Here is a 24684-nt window from a genome sequence, read left to right as displayed (position 1 = left end):
GAATTATTGTTTTACCAATATAGTCACAAAACTAAGTGGGATAGATTTAATTTTACCATATTTTAGCTGCTGCAATTAAATTAGTAGCTTGCGAACTGTTAACAGGTCTAGAAAAGAAATATCCTTGTCCATATTTACACTTAAGTTGTCTCAGCAAAGCCAGTTGAGTAGCTGTTTCTACACCTTCAGCAATGACATCTATTTCTAAATTTTTTGCCATACTAATAATTGCTTTAGTAATCTCCAAGTTTTCTGGTTCAGTATCCATTGTCATCACAAAAGAACGGTCAATTTTTAAAGTATCAATGGGAAAATTTCGTAGGCGACTTAATGAAGAATAACCAGTACCAAAATCGTCAATATTTAACTGTATATCCATCCCTTTTAACTTGGATAATATTTCCATAACAATTTTCTCATTTTCCATAATTGTAGTTTCAGTAATTTCTAATCTAAGGCTATGATAATCTAACCAAGTACCAGATAATATTTCATCAATTTGTTCTACCAGTTGAGCTTGAGAAAATTGTTTACCAGAAAGATTAACACTAATAGTTAAAGGCTGGAGAGAAAATTGTTTTTGCCAATTATAAGTTTGTTGACAAGCTTGTTCTAGTGTCCACCAACCAATGGGTATAATTAATCCTGTTTCTTCTGCAATAGGAATAAACTCATTTGGAGAAATTATTCCTCGCTGGGGATGTTTCCATCTTAGTAATGCTTCAAAGCCACAAAGTAAACCTGTTTCTAATAAAATAATTGGTTGATAATATAACTCTAATTCATTAAATCTCAAGGCTTGTCGAAGGTCTATTTCTAACTTAAGTTGTGCTAAATTATCGGCATACATTGATGCATTAAATACTTCCTGACGAGCTTTTCCTAGAGTTTTAGCACGATACATAGCTGTATCTGCATCTCTGAGAATATCTGTAGGATTTTGATAATCTTGATTGGAGAAGGCAATACCAATACTGGCGCTGGTATAAACTTCTTGATTATTGATTTTAAATGATAATTGTAGCAATTTTTGAATTCTTTGGGCTATATATTTAGCATTCTCTTCAGATTGAATATATTCTAATAATATAGCAAATTCATCTCCTCCCATTCTAGCTACAGTATCATCATAATGCATCTCTTTTGTGAGTCTATTTGCTACTTCAATAATTAGTTGGTCTCCAGCTAAATGCCCTAAGCTATCATTAACTATTTTAAACCTATCTAAATCTATAAAAATAACTGCAAATTTATATTTATGAGACCTCTTATATCTAGAAAAAGCATGAGATAATCTATCCATAAACAATGCTCTATTAGGTAATTGAGTTAAGGAATCATGAAAAGCATCATGGAGTAATTTTTCTTCTGCTATTTTTATTTCTGTAATATTATGACAATTAACTACTATCCCTGTTATATGATCGTCCAACATTAAGTTAGTAAATACTGCTTCAAATATTTGTAATTCTTGTCGTTTGTTTATGATTTTAAGTTCATTAATATACTGTTTTTCTAATGGATTGTTAACTATTTTTTGCAAGATATGTTTGATTAATTGACGGTCGTTAGCATGAATAATGTTGAAAATTGATATATTCAAATTATTGTAATTAAAATCATCTAAAAATCTTTGGGCTGATGGGCTAAAATAAATAACTTTTCCATTGGAGCTTAAAATCATAATTAGATCTACAGAATTTTCAATTAATGCTTTAAATCTTTTTTCACTTTTACGTAATGCCTGTTGTTTTAATAATTCTGCATGAGCTTTTTCTGCTAATTTTTTCTGCTTTCGTGCTTCTTTCTCCTGTTGCACAGATTTGAGTGTTTTACTTAGAGTAATTTCTAAATCATGTAAATCTAAGGGTTTAGTTAAAAAATCAAAAGCTCCTAAATTCATAGCTTTTCTAATAGTTTTCAAATCCCCATAAGCAGAAATAATGACTGTTTTAATTGTTTGATTTGGTTTTTCTGAGAGCTTTGTTAATAAAGTTATTCCATCCATTTTAGGCATATTAATATCAGTAAGCATTAAATCTATATCAGTTTCATTTTTAATGACTTCTAGAGCTTCTATTCCATTATGAACAAACACGAACTTAAATTTTTTTTGCATAATTTGCTTCCGGAATTTTTGGCAAATTAATGATTGTAGATCTGGTTCGTCATCAACTACAAGTATTTTTGATAACATAATTTTTATGATTTATTTTTTAGACTATAAGTCAAGTATTTTTTGTTTGATTTCTTCAAAGTTAATTGGTTTGACTAGATAATCATCTGTCCCATATTCTTTGGCAATTTTGTAGTGTTCATCATAGCCGTGGGCAGTTAACATAAAAACTTTTATTTTCTTGTATTTTTCTTTAATTTTTTTGAGCATTTCTAAGCCATTTATTGTAGACAAATTAATATCAGATATAATTAAATCTATGGAATAATTTTCTTGAGAATTCAGGTATGATAGTACCTCAATTGCTGAGGTAAAAAAAATAAATGTGAGAGAACCTGATTTAATTTCTTTTCTAAATTTTTTAGTAAATAAATACTCCATATCAGGCTCATTATCTACAATTATTATTCTTTTCATTTAACTAATTTCAATCAAGTAATAATATTATCTACATAGTAAGCTCATTATTTTGAAAATTATTACTTGTGTAGATACTCTTTAACAATGATACCATAAATGAGTTAATATTTTTAGAGTATTTTCACTATCAATATGTATAAACAAAGGTTTAACACTAAATTAATGTAAAGTGGCATAAAATAATATTTTAATCAGAGTTGACTATAGCTCAAGGTAGACAAGTTAATAAATTTCATAATTCTTTACAGCCTCATATAAAATCGATATAAAGTTATTTTATACTTATAAAAATGTCGCTTTACTGACCATCAAATTAGGTCAATAGTCTCTCCTTTAAAAGGGATAAAAAAGAAAATTCACTATTTTCTTGCCTCCTTATTGCAAAAGGTACTGTTAACTATTTCGCTACGCGACATATTTGCGTTTAATATGCACAGCAAAACATTCCGAAGGAAAAAGCGTAGCTCGGACTTAGGAAATTTTTCATGTGCGTAGCAAACTGATAACTGAAATGACATTCTGTTTTTTTAATATAAATTTTTCCTACTGAGCAGTATATTCATAAGTACCTACACAAAGTTAATTGTATATTTTGAACTCAAATTAATTAGAACATCTTCTACTGCTTTGATTCAGTTCAAGTAGCTTTCATAAACAGTAGGCTATAACAATTTATATAACAGTCGAAGCAAAGGTTAGGACAGATCAAAAACTTAAAACTCAGACAAGGTAATACTTTTCCTTCTTCCTTCTTCCTTCTTCCTTCTTTCTTCTGCTATATTTGATAAATATCCACAATATAGCAATCCTATTTAAGTTGTAATATTTGAGTGGCAGTTAGGAGTCAGGAGTCAGGAGTTATTTTTAAAGGTTTTTAGCTCAAATTAACTATTATAAAAATTGTCACAACCAATGAGCGGATTGCTATATTTATATTTGATTTAATCGTGGTGAGTAAGTAGATAAAAATAATATTATTCATCCTTTTTTTTCTATTATGTTTATCGCTTCCAGAGTTTTTAATTATGCTAAACAGAAGCATTATTTATTGCTAATAATGTTAATTTTTATAGGTTATTATTTAATTTATCTATACCGACTATCATCAGATTTTTATTAAAATAACTGTAAGCATTCAGCTATCAGCAGTCAGCGCTTCCCTACGGGATGCTACCCAAACAGCAATTAGTAATGAATAATTACTTCTCAGGTTTTGTTCTGGGACTTTGGCAGTAATTTTTGATTCTTTTTCAATTTAAAAGGTTGCTTTTACGCGGACCCAAAATTAATAGCTGTTAACGCAGTTCCGACCTAGGAGGCTAGCTAATAGCTGACGGCTGTTTGCGCAGCATTCCGCAGGAAATGCTTACAAATAACCTTCAAATACATAACTTTTCAATTGATTATTTCTTTTCAGAAATCCTAAGATATTTAACCTTCTACTCATATTACTTTATACTTCTATTTTTTCTCCTTTTTTTTGCTGTGGTTAAAGTAAATATAAAACTAAACTAAATCCGCTTTCATCCACATAATATAAATCTATTATTTCCTTAATTGCATTTTTTTTTACTCATATAGCAGTCGAAGCAAAGGGCGCAGACATATAAAAAGCTTAAAACTCAGACAAAGCAAAATTTTTCCTTATTTCTTCTGCTATATAATTTAGGTTCAGCTTGGCTTTTTACCATTTTTTTTATATGATACCAACCCCTTCCTTTTTTTCTAATCTTTTTATTTTTGTTTTACTTATCTCTCTGGCCTATTCACCTTGAGTTTTTTCCTGTACTATTTTCAAAATTTTGGAAGTTTTTTTTAATCTATTCTTTTACTTTTTCTTCTTTTGCTTCTGCTGAATTTTTTCTGCCTCTATCTTAACCCTCATATCACCAAATAAAGTCATATTTTTCCTGATTATTTAACCAATTAAATATAGTGTTTTTACTGATTTTTAAGATTCTGATTATAATACTATAGCTAAGATTTTTATTCCCCCTATTGCCTATTGCCTATTGCCTGCGCGCAGCGCTATAATTGCATCACCTTTATTACTTAATTGAATACCTAAACGCTCTTTAACACACTTGATTATATTTACCTTTTTACTCGATTCTTTTTAACAGTTTTTCTATTTCAGGTGCTAGTCCAGTTACAAACCGCATTTTTTTGTTGATTATGTAATTTTTACCTGATAATAAGATGATTTTTTTCCACAAAAAAAATGTTAATTATTCAGCATTAATCTGATTTTTAGAAATTATCAAATATATAGCAGGGAACAGTAGAAAAAACATTGCCTAGTTTAAGATTCATTATGACTGATAAATCCTAACGGCTCTGGCTATTTCTATACAATTAATTTTGCTTACCGAAAAATTGTGGTTTAAAGCCTCCCCTTTTAAGGGGATAATAAAAAAAAATTTCATTATTAGTCAATCCTCTTCTTTTCAAGGAGAGGTAATTATTCATTATTCATTATTCATTATTCATTGTTGAACTATTTACTAAAAAGCTTGACAGAGAAAAATCTTAATATTTTGTTTGCTGACTTTGGATAAAAAAATTAGATATATAGCAGTATGAAATGATTCTTCATTAATGGATAATTGATAATGGATAATTGATAATTACCTCTGGTTAAAACCGTTACGGAATTGAATGTAAGGAAATATTATTTCTTTTCTTGGTCGATTGGATATGGCGAGGAGACATCGCCATCCCATCCTAACGGACTGCTCCGCAAACGACCGCTTTTTTTCCCCTTCAAAGGGGAGGCTTCAAGGCGCGAATTATTTAATTATTAATTAGTTAATTATTCGGTAAAAAATCTCAGGATATATAAAAACTATGAAACTTTTAACCCTGTTCCCTACTCCCTACTCCCTAATCCATAAAGATATTTTTGCCCGCAACTGAAATAGGATTGCTATAAATAATATAAACAGTAAATTCATCTATAAAATCCATGATATTCTTAAGTTTGAAACTATATGCTCAAAAAACATTCACAAACACACAGACTCCTAATTAAACACAAATTTATGCAACTAATTGATTGGCTAATTGTTTTAATATACCTCATCTTAACAATGTGGATGGGACTATATCTTTCTCGCAAAGGTTCAAAAAGTTTAGCAGACTTCTTTGTTTCTGGGCGATCGCTTCCTTGGTGGTTAGCTGGTACGAGTATGGCAGCTACAACTTTCTCTATAGATACTCCTCTCTATATTACTGGAGTTGTAGCTAACCGAGGAATTGCTGGTAACTGGGAATGGTGGATTTTTGGTATTTCCCATGTAATAATGATCTATATTTTTGCCAGAATGTGGCGACGTTCCGAAGTTATTACTGATGCAGAATTAACTGAACTTCGTTACGGTGGAAATATGGCTGCTATTCTCCGGGGAGTTAAAGCTTTTATTTTTGCTATTCCCATGAATTGTATTGCCATTGGTTATGCTATGTTAGCTATGGTTAAAGTAGTCGAAGCATTAGAAATTTGGCAAAATTTAGGCATTGATGCTAGTGAAAATAATCTGAAATTACTAAGCGTTATTGGTGTCAGTATTTTTGTATTAATTTATGCTGGTTTATCTGGTTTATGGGGAGTAGTTGCCACAGACTTTTTCCAATTTTTCTTAGCACTATTTGGAGCAATTATTGTCGCCTTTTTTGCTGTTAACAGTGTCGGTGGTATCCAAGAATTAATAACAAAAGTTCCTCCAGTAATGCCAGATAAAGATATTTTATCCCTTTCACCTTTAACTATTGGTAAAAATGGCAATGCTTTGATTAATTTTAGTAAAACAGCAGGCATAACTGCCAGTACATTTTTTGCTTATATTGCCCTTCAATGGTGGTCTTGGCGACGGAGTGATGGAGGTGGAGAATTTGTACAAAGATTTGCCGCAGCTAAAAATGAAACAGAAGCAGAAAAAGCAGCCTGGTTATTTAATATTATGCACTATGTTATTAGAACCTGGCCTTGGATTTTAGTAGCTCTAGCATCCATTGTAATTTACCCTAATTTAGAAGACAGAGAATTGGGTTATCCCAAATTAATGATTGACTTTCTTTCCCCAGGAATTTTAGGTATAGTTGTTGCCTCCTTAGTCGCAGCATTTATGAGTACAGTTTCTACCTCAATTAACTGGGGAGCTTCCTTTATTACTAACGACCTATATAGAAGATTTATTAAACCCGATGCGACTCAACCACAATTAGTTTTAGTAGGGCGACTTTCCTCTCTATTAGTAACAGTTTTAGGAGCAATTGCAGCATTTTTAGCAACAGATGTAGCCACAGTATTTAGATTAGTAATAGCCATTGGTACAGGTTCAGGATTAGTATTAATATTACGTTGGTTTTGGTGTCGAGTGAATGCAGCAGCAGAATTAACCGCTATTGTCGCTAGTTTCTTTGTAGGGATGACAACAAGTTTAGTTCCTGCTTTCAAAATAGAAGACTTTGGTTTGCGAATTATGTTTATTACTGGCACCGTAACATTACTCTGGGTAACAGCAATGTTTCTAACCCCACGAGAGTCTGATGCAACTTTAGAGGAATTTTATCGACGAACACTTCCCGGTGGCCCTGGTTGGAAACAGCAAAGGATGAAAACAGGTTTATCTCCAGCACAGGATTTAGGTAAAGATTTACAAAAAGTACTCGCATCTATACTATTATTATTTGGGGCACTCTTGGCAACTGGTGGTTTTCTGTTGCTCAAACCAAACATTGGCTGGATATTCCTAATTATTGGAGTTCTCGGTTGGGTTTGCTTGCGACAGCTCAATAAATCAAAAATTTTGCCAATGCCAAGACCAGGATTAGATGATGACGATTTTTTCTAAGGAGGAGTGTAGGGGCGAATGGCATTCTCCCGCACAGGAGTCAGGATATGTAGGGGCGAATGGCATTCGCCCTCACTAGATTTAGTATCCGTGCATAAGTCCTGATAATATTATGTCTAGGGAGGAGTCATACCAAATCCGGGTTAAGAAAAAGGTGTATACATACTATATTAGTTAACACCTTTTATTACATGCGGATTTGGTATCAGGAGTCAGGAGGAAAGAAACAAGAGGAGGAGAAGGAGAAAGTTTTTGTCGCTCCGCGACAGGTCAAGCGCAGTTACTGCCTACTGCCTCTTTTACAGAAATTATCAATTCTTTTGCCCTACTCCCTACTCCCTACTGCCTGCTCCCTACTCCCTCTTACAAAAATCATCAATTCTTTTCCCTTACTGCCTACTCCCTACTACCTATTTAATACAAAAACCATGCAAATTTTTCGTCAATATATTGCTCCATTCATAGTTGTAGTCATATTTTTAATCGCTATGGTAGCAGTCAGCGCTCGTATCTTTTTACCAGGGGATCTAGCAGCACCCGCTCCCACAGAGGAATTAAATTATCCTCAAGAAGAAGCAATGCTATCCATACCCAATGTTCATTTCTGGTAATATTCAGTGGTTAGCAAGTTAATTTCAAATTACCAACTTCGTAAGGGTTCCGGTATAGATCGAGCAATGCTGGTTAAATTTATGCATCGGACTTATCAAGAACTTTTCCCAGAGCAAAATTTTAGTCATCTTGCCAAAACAGTCGATCGCTACTTGTCAACTCAAACTCCTATTTGGTGGGTTGAGGTCATAGATAAACCAGCAACTTCACCAATAGGTTGTCTGTGGTTGGGGAATGCTATAGATCAGGTAGAGGGCAATCGGGTAACTCACATATTTCTTTTGTATGTGTCCCCACCCCATCGACGACTTGGTATCGGTTCAGCATTAGTTACCCATGCCGAAAATTGGGCAAAAGCTAGGGGCGATCGGCAAATTGGTTTGCAAGTGTTTGTCTCTAACCAACCCGCTCTTAATCTTTATCAGAAGTTAGGTTTTCAGTCTGAGTCTGTGTTGATGGTAAAATCTTTAAGAATTTAGAATTTAGAATTTAGAATTATATCATGTCCGTTGGGGCGCGTTTGTGTATAAAGTTGGGAAAATATCTACCGTTATATAAGGTTTTTCCTTGTCTTGTAGAGGCGTTAACGGAATTTAGAATTTAAAATTATATCATGTCCGTTGGGGCGCGTTTATGTAAAACCAAGGGTGAATATCTACAGGAAATTTACGTTTTTTCAAGCTTTTAAGCCTTCTTTCGTCTTCCTTCTTCACTTACCTTCTCTATACAATACCGATACTACCGGACATGATATGAACCACATTTTTAGACATCAAACCTTGTAAAGACCTTCTATGGAAAGTCCCTACTGTGGTCTACCCAAATGAAAACCTTTGTAGTTCTGATTAAAACTATTTTTTGACCAACAGGACTTACGCAGAAACCGGGTTTACGAACTAAGAATTTCAGAAATTCTTACTTTTGACTTTTGAATTTTGACTTAAATTCTTACTTTTGACTTTTGAATTTTGACTTAAATTCTTACTTTTGAATTTTGACTTTTGACTTGAACTCTTACTTTTGACTTTTGAATTTTGAATTTTGAATTCAATTGTGACTTTTGACTTAAATTCTTACTTTTGACTTTTGAATTTTGACTTAAATTCTTACTTTTGACTTTTGACTTTTGAATTTTGAATTCAATTGTGAATTTTGACTTAAATTCTTACTTTTGACTTTTGAATTTTGACTTAAATTCTTACTTTTGAATTTTGACTTTTGACTTGAACTCTTACTTTTGACTTTTGACTTTTGAATTTTGAATTCAATTGTGACTTTTGACTTAAATTCTTACTTTTGACTTTTGAATTTTGACTTAAATTCTTACTTTTGACTTTTGACTTTTGAATTTTGAATTCAATTGTGAATTTTGACTTAAATTCTTACTTTTGACTTTTGACTTTTGACTTAAATTCTTACTTTTGACTTTTGAATTTTGACTTAAATTCTTACTTTTGAATTTTGAATTTTGACTTGAACTCTTACTTTTGACTTTTGACTTTTGACTTTTGAATTCAATTGTGACTTTTGACTTAAATTCTTACTTTTGACTTTTGGCTTTTGACTTAAATTCTTACTTTTGAATTTTGAATTTTGACTTGAACTCTTACTTTTGACTTTTGACTTTTGAATTTTGAATTCAATTGTGACTTTTGACTTAAATTCTTACTTTTGACTTTTGAATTTTGACTTAAATTCTTACTTTTGAATTTTGACTTTTGACTTTTGAATTTAATTTTGACTTTTGACTTAAATTCTTACTTTTGACTTTTGACTTTTGACTTTTGAATTTAATTTTGACTTGAATGAGGTATCAATAATGACTCAAATTGAACACAAAAACCCCCCGTCTCTCATCAAAATAGCGACCTTATTGGTCTCTTTATATCGTCAAGTGCATTTTTTTCCAGACAAAACCTACGAATATAACTATAGTTATCTACCGCCCTTGGCAATGACCAATGTGCCAGAATTCTTAGGATTTCCCGTTTTACCAAAGGGAGCTTTTCCAAATATCATCTGGATATTTAAGAGCTGATTTATAAAGTAAACATTAAGAGGATAAATACTTTACATTGTAAGGGTTTGACACTATCTAAGCCCTAAGGGCATAACTTTTGAAAAACCCATGCTAGAAAGGGATTTCAGCTCAGTTTACAAATCAGCTCTAAGGTTCTATATTACCTGATTATAATTGTTATTAATAACTATCTTTATAAGCGGGAAAATTCTTGGAAGCAATTCCAGAATGATTGGGCTGAACTCAGTCGAGATATAGAATCTCTGGACAGTGATATTAGTCAACCGAAAACTCAAGAAAGTCTTCAAGCTTTAGTTGAAAAATTAGAAGCAAATTTACAAAAAACTTTCCCTACTTTGAAGGAAAAACACAGCAAATATGATCAAGATGTACAAGAATCTTTGCAAAACTTTGATAGTACAATTACTCAATTATTTGGAATTAAGCAACCGGAAAAATCAATTGCTTTTGATGAGACATCAATTATTAACCGTCTAGAAAATATCGTCAAGTTCGTTGCGAAAATATATGAGGAAAAAAATACAGAGACATCAGAATCTCTCACTCTTGATGACTACAATAAGTTGTACCAGATTATCAAAAAACCTGCTATTTCCGATCGCTTTACCGAAGACCTGATTTTTGCCTATTTACAAGTTGCTGGACCCAACCCTCTTGTTTTAGAGCAATTTACTCAAATGGATTCTCGTTTACCAATTACTCCAGAACAGTATCAAGCGATCGCCAAAAAATTTGGAGTCACAGATTCTTTATCTAAAGCTTTAACAGAGGGGCGGCTTTATGCTTCTGATTATAAATTACTAGATGGTTTACCCAATGGCAATTTCATCAACGACAATCTTACCCAACAAAAGTATATTTCTGCTCCCATTGCTTTGTTTAATGCTTCGGTGCGTTACGCTTTTCTGCGGAATGCTGCGCAAACGCTAACACACCCTACTGGACTACTAATGGTAGAGACAAAAATAGTAAAGGAGAAATTTATATCATGGCACTTTCAAGAAGGCTAAAGACTTTAAGGAAATATTTTCTGGTTTTGCCAGCAGTGATAATAGCAGTTGCGATGCTTGTTGTACTGATACAAACACTCAATAGTCCTTTGTAGTAGAGTTGAAGCTCTGCTACGAGCTTTAATAATAAGTGATAATTATAATGACTGAACAATCTGATACTAACTCCCCAACACCTAATTCTGAACAGTCCGCTCAACCGACTGAAGATGTAAAAACAGAATCAAAAACAGACTCTTGGCAACATCGTATTGGTGGAATTTGGCATGATACCAGTAACCGTTTAACTAAATTTTTTCCTGTAGATCGGGCAGCACAAACAATAAAGCAATGGTTTATGGTCGATGAAGCTCAAGTTGCTGAAATATTGGCAAAAGTACGCGCAGAACTTCCCACCACTGAAGCACTATTAATAGGTAAACCCCAAGCAGGTAAAAGTTCCATCGTGCGTGCTTTAACAGGAGTTTCCCCAGAAATAGTCGGTCAAGGATTTCGCCCTCATACCCAACATACCCAACGTTATGCTTATCCCTCCGACGATTTGCCCTTATTGATTTTCACTGATACTGTGGGGTTGGGAGATGTCAAACAGGAAACACCAGTTATTATTGACGAACTCCTCGGAGAGTTACAGCAAGAAAGTAACCGCGCCAGAATCTTGATTTTGACCGTAAAAATCAATGATTTTGCTACCGATACATTACGACAGATAGCAGAACAGTTGCGACAAGAATATCCAAATATTCCCTGTCTTTTAGCAATAACTTGTCTCCATGAACTTTATCCAAACCCTACTGATAACCATCCCGAATACCCTCCAGAATATGAAGAAATTAACCGTGCTTTTACTGCTATTCAGGAAAATTTTGAGAAATTGAGCGATCGCTCTACACTTATCGATTTTACCCTAGAAGAGGATGACTATAATCCTGTATTTTATGGTTTAGAAGCCTTTCGAGATAGTTTAGCAGAATTACTTCCAGAAGCAGAAGCACAAACAATTTATCAATTATTAGACGAACAAGCAAGCAAACAACTGGGCAATATTTATCGAGACGTGGGGCGACGTTATATTTTATCATTTACTATTATGGCAGCCACCGCGGCAGCAGTACCTCTACCTTTTGCCACAATGCCAGTATTAACAGCTTTGCAAGTGTCCATGGTAGGTTTATTAGGAAATTTGTATGGGCAAACAATATCGCCATCTCAAGCAGGAGGAGTTGTTAGTGTTATTGGTGGCGGTTTTGTTGCTCAAGCAGTGGGGAGAGAGTTAGTGAAATTTATACCAGGATTTGGTAGCGCGATCGCAGCTTCTTGGGCCGCTGCATATACTTGGGCGTTAGGTGAAAGTGCTTGTGTTTATTTCGGAGATTTGATGGGAGGGAAAAAGCCAGACCCAGAGAAAATTCAAGGTGTGATGCAGGAAGCGTTTGAGTCAGCGAAGGAGAGATTTAAAGGGATGAAAAGTTGAGTAGAAATTGCACTTAGTATCACGCCCGATCGGGTAGTGCGTTCATCAAGTTCTTAGGTGGTAGGTTTCAACAATTAATAATGAATAATGAATAATGAATAATTACCTCTCCTTTTCAAGGAGAGGATTGACAAAGAGATGAAAATTTTTCTTCACAGGAGTCGATTGGATATGGCTCCGAGACCTCGCCATCCCTCGACCAAGAGAAGAAAAAAATTCCTTTTAATCCAATCCTCTTCTTTTCAAGGAGAGGTAATTCTAAATTCGCGCATTCTTAATTCTAAATTCTTGAAGAGGGGAGTGCGACCGTAACACATCTTCTAGGAAACTGAATGGATGCGAACAGCTAACAGGGAGGGTTTTGCGCCTAAATTTATCATGATATCATGTCCGTTGGTATCGTTTGTGTAAAAGTTGGCGTGGATATTTGCAGGAAATTTAAGTTTTTTTCTTGCCTGTTGCCTGTTGCCTGTTGCCTGTTGCCTATTTACTATACAAGACCGATGCTACCGGACATGATATGACTTACGCAAATACACTATATATAGCGCCTACTAATTCAGGCGATTGCTGACGCAAAGCTCTGCTAACGCTTGAAAATTTATAGCGATCGCCTGAATGAAAAAATTATCATAACTTATATAGAACCCCTAAGCGTATCTTCATAAATATACGCGTTAGCTAGGAGTCAGGAGACAGGAGACAGGAGACAGGAGATCAGGAGACAGGAGGTAAGAGGAAAGAGGGAAGATGTGGGGAGAAATAATAAAAAAAAATTCAACACTCTTTCAGATGATTTTCGGTCAAAATTGATGCACGAAAAGACTTGACTAGCATAATTATATAGATCTCAAATGGGTTCTATAAAGACACGCTAATATAGTTGATTTTCAGGCGTTGCTGATTTGAGGTATGATATCATTCAGGATCAGAGGGCGAGCAAAAAACTTTCTCTTCTACTACTGTTCCTTCTTATTTCTTCCCTCCTACAGCGCTTTTCAAATTGATGAACCACATCTTCACAAGCAAAACTTTGTAGGGACGTTCCATGGAACGTCCCTACTGTGGTCTACCCAAATGAAAACCGCTGTAATATCAAATCCGTTTTATTGGAGATAAAAAAATTCTCCAATCGTCATAACTACACTCATCTTTGTAATTCTCTCTCCTCCTGACTCAGTCCTCCCCCTCCTGGGAGGGGCGCGCGGGTGGGTTGACTCCTAAGTAATTAGGATTAATATCATACACGTGCTTCAGCAACGCCGAGAAAAGTAGCCTAGTTTGATGAAGATTTGATGAAGATATAGCCTAGTTTAATGAAGCTTTGATGAATATTTGATTAAAATTCTAATTTCCTATTGCTTTTATTTTTTTTTAAGATTATCGTTGTGATTAAAGATACTCCAATAAAAAGAAACAACCATGAAAAGTCTTAACTATAGCCAACTCAACCCAGAGCAAAAACAACAAGTCAGCAATTTAATTGCGCAGATCGAAGGGCAACAACAAAATAGCAACTCTGCTGTTCGCTTCGTTGCTCGCGGTGAGACTATCGTGAACCCGGGTTCTGGCGGTTCTATGGGCGGTGAGTTTGGCGGCCGATAATTTATAATTTAAGAAATGTCGCTGGTTCAACCATTAATACCTATGAATAAGTAACCCAGTCAAACAATAGGGACGTTGTATACAACGTCCCATATTAAAATTTGATCTCTAAATTCCTACCATGAATATCAGTAAATTTTCGGATATAGTAAGCTAGTTTTATGAAGATTGGGTGAAGATTCTCATTTCCTATTGCTTTTGTATTTTTCTGAGATTATAGTCGTCATTAAAAATACCCAAATCAAAGGAAATAATGATCAACAGCATTAACTATAGCCAACTCAACCAAGAGCAAAAAGAGCAAGTCAGTAATTTAATTGCGCAGATGGAAGGGCAACAACAAAATAGCAACTCTGCTGTTCGCTTCGTTGCTCGCGGTGGTGGTGGCCTGGCTGGTTACAGCTATGGTGGTGAGATGGGTAGCTATTCTTAGGATTAGACTTCTCCCAAATAGACCGAGATTAAAATGGCTCAATTAATTTGACAAATGAAGTTGCTTCAACCATGAATAACTATGGATAAGTAATCCACTCAAAGAGTAGGGACGTTGTATACAAAGTCGCTTATTAAAATCTCGGATCAAATCCGGATGATTAGTGATTAATATAGAATCCGGTTGAACACTCGTCATTGCGACGATAGGAAGCAATCTCAGGTGTTGACGAGATTGCTTCCTTCCACTCCGTTCCAGTCGCAATGACAACTTTAGTGATTAAGTCATTGCGACGATAGGAAGCAATCTCAGGGGTTGACGAGATTGCTTCCTTCCACTCCGTTCCAGTCGCAATGACAACTTTAGTGATTAAGTCATTGCGACGATAGGAAGCAATCTCAGGGGTTGACGAGATTGCTATCCATTCCGGAATGCTCCGCAAACCTTCCACGGAGTAACCGTCGCAATGACAACTTTTTAGCCGGATTATATATCATCCAATAGGGACGTTGTATACAACGTTCCTATAATATTAAAATGTAAAAGTAAAGTCATTCTATCAATTTTATGGAGCTGTAATGTCAATCAACACAGAGCTAGACCTAAAAATAAGTGAAGAACAATATAAATTTGATCAATCAAGTTTTTTTTGGACTGACCCTAAACTTTTTGATGATCGCCAACAGCAAAATATTAATACCCTGATCGCCATACAACAAGTCCTGATGCGTCACCCTAAATTTGCGGATTCTCAGGAAGACACTTCAGAGATTAAAGAATTTTTAGAAGTTTATCATAAAATCGCTACAGAAGCATCAGAAAAGTTTAGCTTAATCTGGTCCGATCCTTTTGCCAATCATTGGTGTCTATTAGCATTCGATTTAGTTACAGCAACCATAACTAAGAAACCTTTACCCCTCGTTACTCAGGAATATTGTCAGGCAATTCAACAAAAAATACCTCTTCAAGCACTAATCCTTCACCTCAATCAATTTAAGCTCTTTGCGATCGCCTACGGTTTTCTGTCTCAGCAAAGCTATCAATTTAAAACCCCTTTAATTTGTCATTTACCAGTAGCGATTCCAGGTACATCTCTTTACCTAGAAGGGAATGGAACAATAGAAATTTACGGTATTAATTCAGAAAAATTAGAAGTTGTAGTTGCAAACAACAAACAAACCCTAGAATTAACCCCAAATACCACATTAGCTGATGAGAATTTGAAAGTAGGCAAATGCCCAACCATTCAACTTTCCAGTCGGGAATTACGATTTCAACCTTATTGTTTTAATTCTCCAGCTTTTCCAGATGGTCAAGCAGTTGTTGAGGCAGGAATGAAGTATCAGGGGCAATATGTCACCCTGGTTAAAGACGGATTAGCATTGATTGAGCAATATCATCCTCAGACTTTCGAGCAATTGCATTATTTTATGCAGGTATTAGCTCTCAAACCAATAGATGTAGGAAATTTCACCAACCTCAGTAGCTCAGATTTTTCTGGCGCTCTAATTTGTAGCGTGATTGAAAATCCCTATAGATTAGCTGATAACTTTATTCACGAGTTTCACCACAACCGCTTATTCTTAATTGAACAAAATAGCCCTCTTTTGTTAGATTCAGTCGAAGATGCTCAAGCTAACAATTTGTATTATTCGCCTTGGCGTTTGGATTTGCGTCCCCTACGAGGGATTTTCCATGCCATATATGTTTATACACCCGTTGCTCAGTTCTGGTTAAATGTTTATCGAGCAAATCCTACAGGCGAACTTTTAGACTTTACCAAAAGTCAACTTATTAAGATTCCTTTGCAACTGCAAATCGGACTTGAGCAATTGCGCAAATATGCCAAATTCACCCCTGTAGGTCAGGATCTTTTTAATGAATTAGCAAGACAACTTGCTGAAATTAACCAAGAAATTGCTCAACTGCAAATTCCTAAAGATGTTCCTGACCTAGACTTTCAACGAAATGGGTCTTTTCTTTATAATCTACGACCAGGAACTGCTCAATTTTTGACAGTTAAAGAAGCAACGTTAAATCACATCAAGCGTTGTGATTATTTTAAACAAATTGACACTCAATTACAAACCAGTTTAGGTTTAGATGGGTTCTCTAAGAATGGAATAGAAGAAAAAGCAGCAGCGATCGCCTACGGGGAAAAAGTGACGGGAACTGTTGAGTTCGTATCCTCCCTAGCAGAAACCTTAAAACAAAAAATCGACCGCTTTTCTGAAAGTAAACTTATTGATTTGAGGGAAAATCAAGGATTAACCCGAACTTATGGTGAGCTTTGGCAACAGTCTACAACCTTACTCGGTTACTTACAAGAACAAGGTTTATCTCCTGGAGACTTTGTTCTCATTCATCTTGAACATTGTCATGATTTTGTAGCAGCGGTTTGGAGTTGTTTTTTAGGTGGTTTTGTCGCTGTACCTGCGGCAATTTCTCCCAATAGTTCTAACGCAACTTCTCAAAATGCTAAACTGCAACAGGTTTGGCAAGGGTTAGATGATCCTGTAATTTTGACCACCAAGAATCTGACAGAAACAATTAACGATATTCTCAAAGATTCTACCCCTAACCTACTAACTATCGAAAAATCTCAAGAATTTGCTCCCAGTCAGAATTTCCATTCCAACCAACCTGAAGATTTAGCTCTATTGCTCACCAGTTCCGGTACAACAGGTACTCCAAAACTGATTTCTTTTGATGCTGTCACAGTTATTAGCCAATTTTTGTCAGGAAATGAAAAATCCGATCCGTCTTATTGCTCCTTGACTTGGGTTCCTTTTGATAATGCTTCAGGATTTGGTATAGTTAACCCGAAATCAGGTCAAACCCTTTATCTTCCTGCAGAACGCTTTTTCCGAAACCCTCTGCTTTGGTTAGGTATTGTCGATCGATACAAAGTGAATGGCAGCGTATTAACAAACTTTGCCATGACACAGATTATGGAGCAAATTCAGCAAATTTCCGAACCTCACTGGGATTTGACTTCAATCGAAACCATTGGTTTAGGGGCAGAAAAAATTGTGCCTCAAACTTGCCGTTCTTTTTTACAGACGTTACAACCATTGGGATTGGGTGCGGATGTCCTGAATGTTGGTTATGGTCTTTCTGAAACGGGGGTTGTTGCCAGTAACCGTGAGTGGATAGCAATGGGTTATAACCAGCGTGGCGAACAATTTGTACAAATTGGTAAACCTTTACCGGGTTGTGGAATTCGTATTGTTGATGATCAGAATAATTTACTCAATGAGGGTGAGGTTGGTCGTATTCAGATTTGGGGTGTAAACAGAACTGGTGTATATTACAATAATCCAACATTGAATAGAACACTTTTTACAGAAGATGGTTGGTTCAATACAGGAGATTTAGGATTTCTCAATCAGAATTACCTCACGGTGACAGGACGAGAAAAAGATATCCTCATTATCAATGGTAAGAATTATTCCTGTCAGGAAATTGAATTAGTAGTCGAAGCAGTTGAAGGGGTTGAACCTTCTTATACTGTTGCCTGTAATATTCGACAACAAGAAAGTGATACTGATGAGTTAGCTATTTTCTTCAATACACTAATTACGGAAGAAAGTCAATTAGCCAAATTAGCTAAAGAAATTCGGGGAAAAGTAACTCAAACCTTGGGTATAAATCCCAATTATATAGTTTTAACTGAAAAATCAGCGATTCCGAGAACAGCAACGGGTAAAATTAAACGTTTACAACTTAAACAGAGTTTGGAAGATGGTGAATTTGATGCCATCATCAAATGGATGGATGCACTCATTCAGCAAACGTTAGAACATACCTATGTTGCTCCTCGCAACGAATTAGAACGCCAACTGACTCAGATTTGGGAAAAAGTTTTGGGAGTCCAACCTATCGGAATCTATAATAATTTCTTCGATTTAGGAGGACAGTCTATCTTGGCAGTTAAACTATTGGCTGAAATTGAAAAAACTGTTCAGAAAGATTTACCTTTAGCTGCTCTGTTTCAAGCTCCAACAGTTGAAAAACTAGCGAAGATTTTATCTGAAGAGAAATGGTCATCATCTTGGCAATCATTAGTACCTATTCAACCACTGGGGGATAAAACACCCTTATTCGCTATTCATCTTCTCGGTGAAGGTTTAAGTTTTTACCGACCTTTGGCAAGTTATTTGGGTCAAAGACAACCCTTTTATGGGTTAAATTATGGATTAGCGGCAAAAAAAGGGAAAGAAGAAAAAGTTTCTCTACCTCCTATGAAGGATTTAGCAGCTCACTACATTCAAGAAATGCAAGCTTTTCAACCCCAAGGACCTTACATATTATTAGGTGTATCTAATGGAGGAAATGTAGCTTTTGAAATGGCAAAACAGCTTCATGCACAGGGTGAAACGGTTGCCAAGTTAATTTTGTTTGATACTGTACATCCAAATGTTAAGCTTCCCCCAAACTGGAACAATATTTCTCGTTTCCAGAGATTAATTTTAAATGTGATACGAAATATCGATATTCATTGGGGTAATTTTCTATTATTTGAACCTCAAGAGAGACTGCCTTACTTATTTGACAAGGTCAAAAAATTGTTAACTAAGTTGTTTACCAAATTTCCTAAAAAATTATATCTATCTATGAGGTCATCAACTTCTAATGTTACTAAAAAGCATCACAAAATAAATTCTCCGTCTGTATCTCCTCAATGCTATACACCACATTCATATCCGGGTAAAATAACTCTATTTAAAGCTAAACATACAACTATAACATCTTCCGATCCTACAAATGGATGGGAAGGTATAGCTGAAGAAGGACTAGAGGTTTATAACATTCATGGCGCTCATAGTAAGATTCTCTCAGAACCCAGTGTGCGCATCTTAGCTGAAAAAATGAAGGCTTGTCTGCAAAGCGCTCTAGACATTGACTCATGAAAAAGATATAGACTTTTTGCACATAGCAGGCAACAGGCAACAGGGACAAGCGATTGATTTTATACTAATTTTCATGTTATATCAAATCCGGTAGCATCGGTGTTATTCAGTATTAAAGAACTGTAGGGGCGAATGGCCATTCGCCCTTACACATTGTATGACGATCAACAGAATTATATTACTCCGAAGCCAACGGATTTGATATTACAAATTGAAGTGCGGAATGTGGGTTTTCCCCTCCTGGGAGGGGTTATATAAAATCCGGTTATACAGTAATCGCATTCAATAATCCTCCTCCTAACTCCTAACTCATTACTCATTACTCATTACTCATTACTCCTAACTCCTAACTCATTACTCATTACTCCTAACTCAATAGAAACCCTGGCTTAAATCAACGCGTGTAATCTCAGCTAGCTTTGCGTCTTCAACGTTAATGCCTAAAAGAAGTTGCTTGGTGTTTGTTATGTGTTCGTATGCCTGAATTAGAGATGTGACTTCTGGGTCTAGATTATTCGCAGACTTGCTGTCACACCACAGAGCAAAGTTGCGTGGTTGATTGCAGGTGAAAGCAATTTGTGTACCAAAAGGAAACATATCAGCCACAATGCGCTTCTGAAGGAACTGTTCGCCATCACAGAAATGAGTTTGAGCTGACTTTAAGATATGCTCCAGAGTAGTTAAGCGGCTTTGGAACAGATTTTGGATGAAATTTATATTCTGACTTTGCATTTTCGTGACTCCTCAAGACTTATTTCAACAAGTGTAGTAGACTGACACAGCTAAAACTGTGCACTCTTATTTTTGTTTCTAGGTGTCTTTTTCTCCCTACCCTCCCCACACTTCCCACACTTCCCACCCTCCCCACACTCCCCATCTAATGCACCATTTTAGCTGTGTCGGTTCAGTAGCTGTATTTAGGGCAGTGTGCAGTCTGATCTCATGTCCGTCTGCTCGTGACCGAAGGGAACAAGGGTATAATATAGAATCCGGTTATACAGTGTATGTTTATAACTCTATAATTACTTCAATTTCCCCATCTTTCCCAACTTTATAATAACTATTCAACCGGATTTGATATGAGTTAGTACACTATTAAAAAATTTCCACAGCCTAAATTCTTACTTGTTCCTTCTTCCTTCTTCCTTCCTCATAAAACCCCACCGTCACTCGCGTTGCCTATAATTGGTTGAAGTTAGAAACCCCATCCAGTTCTTCTGCTCTCTTCCTTCTTACTTGTTCCTTCTTCCTTCTTCCTTCCTCATAAAACCCCACCGTCACTCGCGTTGCCTATAATTGGTTGAAGTCAGAAACCCCATCCAGTTCTTCTGCTCTCTTCCTTCTTACTTGTTCCTTCTTCCTTCTTCCTTCCTCATGTTGATATATAACGACTGGTAAACAACATAGTCTCAATGTCACCCACCATAGGTAAGACATCAGAGGACTTAAAAAATCTTCATCATCCAGCAAACCATGAGCCATACGGTTTCTCAAATTAGAGCCTGAATTTTCAACAAGTAAACCTCTAAGGTCAAAAAGTGTGTCTTCGTCGAAAATATCAGCCATCTCAGGGAGGTAAAGAATTTTGTTCAAGTTATATTCGTTTTGAATTCCTTTATCCTCATAACTCGAAGGTAATGCACCTTGTTTCCAAAGTAGATAACGGATGGCATTTTCAATTTGGGGAATGAGGATGTGAGTAGATGTATAAAAATCTCCAGTTAAACCAGCATATAATCCTTTTGCAAACAGATATTTTCGCTTTGGTGGTACAAAAGGGTTATTTGAAACAATAGGAAAAAAGTCTTTAAGTTGTACAGAATGTTCTAAATTTATTTGTTCTCTGGCTGGATCTATTAATACTTGGGCTTGAATACTTTGGTAGGATGCACTTGTATGATACATTTCAAATTCCATTGCTGCTTTAAGTTCCTCAAATTGTGTAGCTTCCACTTTTTGTCTAGCTACAACTTTACCCGTATGATTTATTTTCTCTTTTTTAATCAGAGGAAACACAGGAAAATCATAAACTATCTGCTCTATTTGTTTTTTAAGTTGAGAGACTTCTGTAAAATTTGTTGATAAAGCTAAGGAAAAAAGAGCATCTTCTAATTTTTCACCTCTAACAATTGCCCTAGCTTTCTCTAATGCTTCGGTAAAGTCAACTGAATCGGAATAATTAGTAATCCATTCCTTCCTAGATTTTTCTTGGTACTGAAGTAGAAGTTTATGAGCTTTTTCCGCTCTTGCTCTTGCCACTACAGTCTCTTCCTTTGTGCCAGGAATATTTCTAAAGGCTTCAATAGCTTTCTGAAGATTCTTTGATGCTGCTAAATAAAAAATTTGATTGTTTTTTATGGCTTTGTCAACCTGTTTAAAATAGGTGTCAGCAGCAAGCATTAAAGTCGCACGCTCCTTTTCTTTATCCTTTTCTATTTGATGCCATTTTGCTTTTATTTCCCAATAATTTCTTGCCCTATCCCAGTCATAAGATGATTCTGAGAGAAGGGCAGCTTTTTCAGCTAGAGCAGCATATTTTTTGGGGCAGCCAAGTTGATTTTTTTGTAAAAGTTCCATTAGTTTTGCTGATAACCAAAGAGGGTCTTCTCCTTGGTAGCGTTCGAGAACTTTTTCTATATGTTCAACTACTTTTTCAACTTGATAGTTGATTTTTTTTGCTAGTTGAAATGCTCTTTCTATTCGGTCATAGCAACCTATCCATTTTGTAGGTATTCCTAATTTTATGGCAGTAAAATATTCTAATTCTATAGCAGATTTTATGTAAGCATTAACTGCAAGTTTAGCCATCGAATAGTTACGTTGTTTGCTCCACAGAATATTTGCAATTCTTGCCTGAAGTTCGGGGTCTGATATCTCAGGAGCAATTTCAACCAGAAAGTTTAAATGTTCCTCTGTCAAGTCGATTTTAGCGAAGTCCTCCTCGTTTAATTGTCGGTGAGTTCGCCGAATATCAACTAGAGTTACTCTTGCTAATATTTTAAATATAGTTTGTTCCCTAATATCTTCTGCTTCTTCTGCCTCCTGCGCTTTTTGACAGAAGCCTTTAATGTAGGCAAAACACTCTTTTTTTTCACTAGCATTAACTACATCCTGCCAGCCTGATTTGATAAAATCTTTCTTGGTAATAGATAGCATATTCTTACTTTTATTCTAAAAAAATATTAGTTATACCGCAAATTATATTTGATGATTTTTATGTTTTTTTAGTTATGGAATTAAGTCGATCAAAAGGCAGTTTTCAGACATGCCTTACAGCAAATTTAAAAAAGAATGAATAATAAGGCTGATTCAAAGAATCTACAGGAGATGCTCCTTAGACTAAAAAGATAAGTTACGACTAAAAAAATGGCATCAAAGCTATTCATTTTGTACATCGCCAATCTGACCTGACGGCTCCACTACCTGATTCCTGTACCTCGCCAATCCGGCGGCTCCCCTACCTGACTCCTAAGAAATAGCCTAGCTATTTGTAGCAAACAGTTGTAAAATTTTTATTATACCAAATCATAAAATACCTGTAACAATCCCGAATTGTAATTTTTTATTTTCTTAAACTTTAGTTTCGTCTTCAGATTTTTATCTTTAACAATCAAAGGAATACCATCCCCTAAAATAATTGGATGAATCGCCAAAATTAATTCATCAAGAAAACCATACTTGATCGAATATTGAATTATCTCTGCACCGCCAACTAGCCAAATATCATTACCACTAGATTGACGGAGATTATTAACAAACTCCAGCAAATTTTCTCCAATAAATTCTACATTTTCATCTCTTTGACCGTGGTGAGTTTTGGAAAAGACAAAACCCTGTTTTCCAATATATGGATATTCTCCACATTCCAGAACTTTCTCATAAGTTTTTCTACCCATTAATACAGTATCCACCTCAGCAAAAAAATCATCATATCCGTAATCTTGGTCAGTAAATAACCAATCAACTTCTCCCGATATTCTGGCAATATATCCATCCAGACTAGCAGCAATAAATAACCGAATTTTTCTCATGATCTTTAAATAATATTTCTTCAAAAACATAGAAGATTATTTATAGCAATAAATAGCGGTGCGACCCCGCATTGGTGACAGACACACCTGGTAGCACACCAAGAGAGCTCAAAGTGGGAAAAACATTTTCCTTTATTTGGTTCATCATCAGCAGAAGTAAAACACTAACTAGTTTCTTGCTATACAAATAATTAATCTATATCAAACAAAATCAAAATTATAGAGAAAATGCCATTAAAATTTTCTGGATTCTTAAAGAAAATGTAGTAAGTATAATCTCCTACAATAATGTTAGTATTTTGAATAATATTCTTTCAATAAACTAATTGAGTGTGATAAAGTAGTGGATATTTAAGCTTAGAGTTAAGACTGTTACTCATATTTTTTTATAGTTATAATATTCTTCAAAGTTTTACTAAACTGTATAGCATTTAAGAAGGAAGAAGGAAGGAGGAAAAAGTGGATGGGGATAGTCAACGACCTTCCACTCCGTGTCTACAAACCCTAACAAATTGTAAACACCGTTTCAACAATTAATAATTAATTATTAATAATTACCTCTTCTTTTCAAGGAGAGGATTGACGTGGTAGGGAAATTTTTTTCTTGTTTCTCCTTGCTCATGAGAGGCTTTAAACCTTAATTATTCGGTAAACGGCGGGGTATTAAACCCAAAAGAATAAAGATAAACGTCTTTATAGCATCAAAAATCTTGCTATAGTCGGGAATAGCTCCAGAAGACAACAGTGGGAAAAATATTTCCGGCGTTGGTAATTTGAGGTATGATATCATGTCCGGATAAGAGCGCTATAGAACTCCGTGACCTTTACGCGACTAAAAAACTTTCTCCTTCTATTTGGGGTTTCTTCTTGTTTATTCCCTCCTGACTCCTGACTCCCCCTCCTGGGAGGGGGAGGGGCGAGGGGTGGATTGACTCCTAAGTAATTTAAGATTAATATCATACACTAATTTACCAACGCCAAATATTTCCTTGTCTAAGGTACATCATCAGTCGATGTCTGAAGCAACTCTTCAAGGAAGTATTACTTTCAATAATTAATTATTGATTATTATCTCTCCTGAAAATAAAAGGATTTATTTTCTTTATTTTTTCTTCA

The 24684-nt window shown here is 35.3% G+C and carries 13 protein-coding genes; 8 read left to right on the top strand and 5 right to left on the bottom strand.

Annotation, left to right across the window (positions count from 1 at the left end; all coding sequences use genetic code 11):
- Positions 1 to 52: 52 nt before the first annotated feature.
- Both F6K23_RS13735 and F6K23_RS13730 read right to left on the bottom strand, forming a co-directional pair.
- The gene (locus F6K23_RS13735; protein ID WP_293156046.1) at positions 53 to 2197 is read right to left on the bottom strand and encodes an EAL domain-containing protein; all 2145 of its coding nucleotides are present in this window, start codon (positions 2195 to 2197) and stop codon (positions 53 to 55) included.
- A 24-nt stretch (positions 2198 to 2221) separates the two neighbouring features.
- Entirely contained in the window at positions 2222 to 2593 is a 372-nt protein-coding gene (locus F6K23_RS13730) for a response regulator (protein WP_293156043.1), read from the bottom strand.
- Positions 2594 to 5637: 3044 nt separating this feature from the next.
- On the opposite strand from F6K23_RS13730, the gene F6K23_RS13725 reads away from it, so the two are divergent.
- The 8 genes from F6K23_RS13725 (at position 5638) to F6K23_RS13690 (ending at position 19537) form a co-directional block, all read left to right on the top strand.
- Complete coding sequence (locus F6K23_RS13725) at positions 5638 to 7449, top strand: sodium:solute symporter family protein (RefSeq protein WP_293156040.1); 1812 nt, start codon at positions 5638 to 5640, stop codon at positions 7447 to 7449.
- A gap of 428 nt (positions 7450 to 7877) precedes the next feature.
- Entirely contained in the window at positions 7878 to 8060 is a 183-nt protein-coding gene (locus F6K23_RS13720) for a hypothetical protein (RefSeq protein WP_293156037.1), read from the top strand.
- Between the two features lie 66 nt (positions 8061 to 8126).
- A complete protein-coding gene (locus F6K23_RS13715; protein ID WP_375340759.1) occupies positions 8127 to 8540 on the top strand; it encodes a GNAT family N-acetyltransferase in 414 nt (137 codons plus the stop codon).
- 1897 nt (positions 8541 to 10437) lie between these two features.
- On the top strand, positions 10438 to 11112 hold the full coding sequence (locus tag F6K23_RS13710) for a hypothetical protein (protein WP_293156031.1): 675 nt from the start codon (positions 10438 to 10440) through the stop codon (positions 11110 to 11112).
- 142 nt (positions 11113 to 11254) lie between these two features.
- Complete coding sequence (locus F6K23_RS13705; protein WP_293156028.1) at positions 11255 to 12586, top strand: GTPase family protein; 1332 nt, start codon at positions 11255 to 11257, stop codon at positions 12584 to 12586.
- A 1422-nt stretch (positions 12587 to 14008) separates the two neighbouring features.
- Positions 14009 to 14191: a hypothetical protein gene (locus F6K23_RS13700; RefSeq protein ID WP_293156025.1), complete on the top strand. Its 183-nt coding sequence runs from the start codon at positions 14009 to 14011 to the stop codon at positions 14189 to 14191.
- A gap of 253 nt (positions 14192 to 14444) precedes the next feature.
- Entirely contained in the window at positions 14445 to 14624 is a 180-nt protein-coding gene (locus tag F6K23_RS13695) for a hypothetical protein (protein WP_293156022.1), read from the top strand.
- A 578-nt stretch (positions 14625 to 15202) separates the two neighbouring features.
- Positions 15203 to 19537, top strand: coding sequence for an AMP-binding protein (locus tag F6K23_RS13690; protein WP_293156019.1), 4335 nt, complete (start codon positions 15203 to 15205; stop codon positions 19535 to 19537).
- A gap of 372 nt (positions 19538 to 19909) precedes the next feature.
- Here the strand turns inward: F6K23_RS13690 and F6K23_RS13685 are convergent, their stop codons facing one another.
- The 3 genes from F6K23_RS13685 to F6K23_RS13675 form a co-directional block, all read right to left on the bottom strand.
- The gene (locus F6K23_RS13685) at positions 19910 to 20269 is read right to left on the bottom strand and encodes a DUF1993 family protein (protein WP_293156016.1); all 360 of its coding nucleotides are present in this window, start codon (positions 20267 to 20269) and stop codon (positions 19910 to 19912) included.
- 558 nt (positions 20270 to 20827) lie between these two features.
- Positions 20828 to 22693 (bottom strand): DUF4209 domain-containing protein, encoded by a 1866-nt coding sequence (locus F6K23_RS13680; protein WP_293156013.1) that lies wholly within the window; start codon positions 22691 to 22693, stop codon positions 20828 to 20830.
- A 359-nt stretch (positions 22694 to 23052) separates the two neighbouring features.
- Entirely contained in the window at positions 23053 to 23568 is a 516-nt protein-coding gene (locus F6K23_RS13675; protein WP_293156010.1) for a dihydrofolate reductase family protein, read from the bottom strand.
- Positions 23569 to 24684: the final 1116 nt, after the last annotated feature.

The organism is Okeania sp. SIO2C9 (assembly GCF_010672455.1).
Lineage (GTDB): Bacteria > Cyanobacteriota > Cyanobacteriia > Cyanobacteriales > Microcoleaceae > Okeania.
Note: the sequence above shows the minus strand (reverse complement) of the source record. Positions and strands in the feature narration are given on the sequence as shown.

What these genes read in the sequence shown, in the direction of transcription:
- F6K23_RS13735 (WP_293156046.1), bottom strand. Translation starts at nt 2,197, where the DNA reads ATGTTATCAAAAATACTTGTAGTTGATGACGAACCAGATCTACAATCA.
- F6K23_RS13730 (WP_293156043.1), bottom strand. Translation starts at nt 2,593, where the DNA reads ATGAAAAGAATAATAATTGTAGATAATGAGCCTGATATGGAGTATTTA.
- F6K23_RS13725 (WP_293156040.1), top strand. Translation starts at nt 5,638, where the DNA reads ATGCAACTAATTGATTGGCTAATTGTTTTAATATACCTCATCTTAACA.
- F6K23_RS13720 (WP_293156037.1), top strand. Translation starts at nt 7,878, where the DNA reads ATGCAAATTTTTCGTCAATATATTGCTCCATTCATAGTTGTAGTCATA.
- F6K23_RS13715 (WP_375340759.1), top strand. Translation starts at nt 8,127, where the DNA reads ATGCTGGTTAAATTTATGCATCGGACTTATCAAGAACTTTTCCCAGAG.
- F6K23_RS13705 (WP_293156028.1), top strand. Translation starts at nt 11,255, where the DNA reads ATGACTGAACAATCTGATACTAACTCCCCAACACCTAATTCTGAACAG.
- F6K23_RS13700 (WP_293156025.1), top strand. Translation starts at nt 14,009, where the DNA reads ATGAAAAGTCTTAACTATAGCCAACTCAACCCAGAGCAAAAACAACAA.
- F6K23_RS13695 (WP_293156022.1), top strand. Translation starts at nt 14,445, where the DNA reads ATGATCAACAGCATTAACTATAGCCAACTCAACCAAGAGCAAAAAGAG.
- F6K23_RS13690 (WP_293156019.1), top strand. Translation starts at nt 15,203, where the DNA reads ATGTCAATCAACACAGAGCTAGACCTAAAAATAAGTGAAGAACAATAT.
- F6K23_RS13685 (WP_293156016.1), bottom strand. Translation starts at nt 20,269, where the DNA reads ATGCAAAGTCAGAATATAAATTTCATCCAAAATCTGTTCCAAAGCCGC.
- F6K23_RS13680 (WP_293156013.1), bottom strand. Translation starts at nt 22,693, where the DNA reads ATGCTATCTATTACCAAGAAAGATTTTATCAAATCAGGCTGGCAGGAT.
- F6K23_RS13675 (WP_293156010.1), bottom strand. Translation starts at nt 23,568, where the DNA reads ATGAGAAAAATTCGGTTATTTATTGCTGCTAGTCTGGATGGATATATT.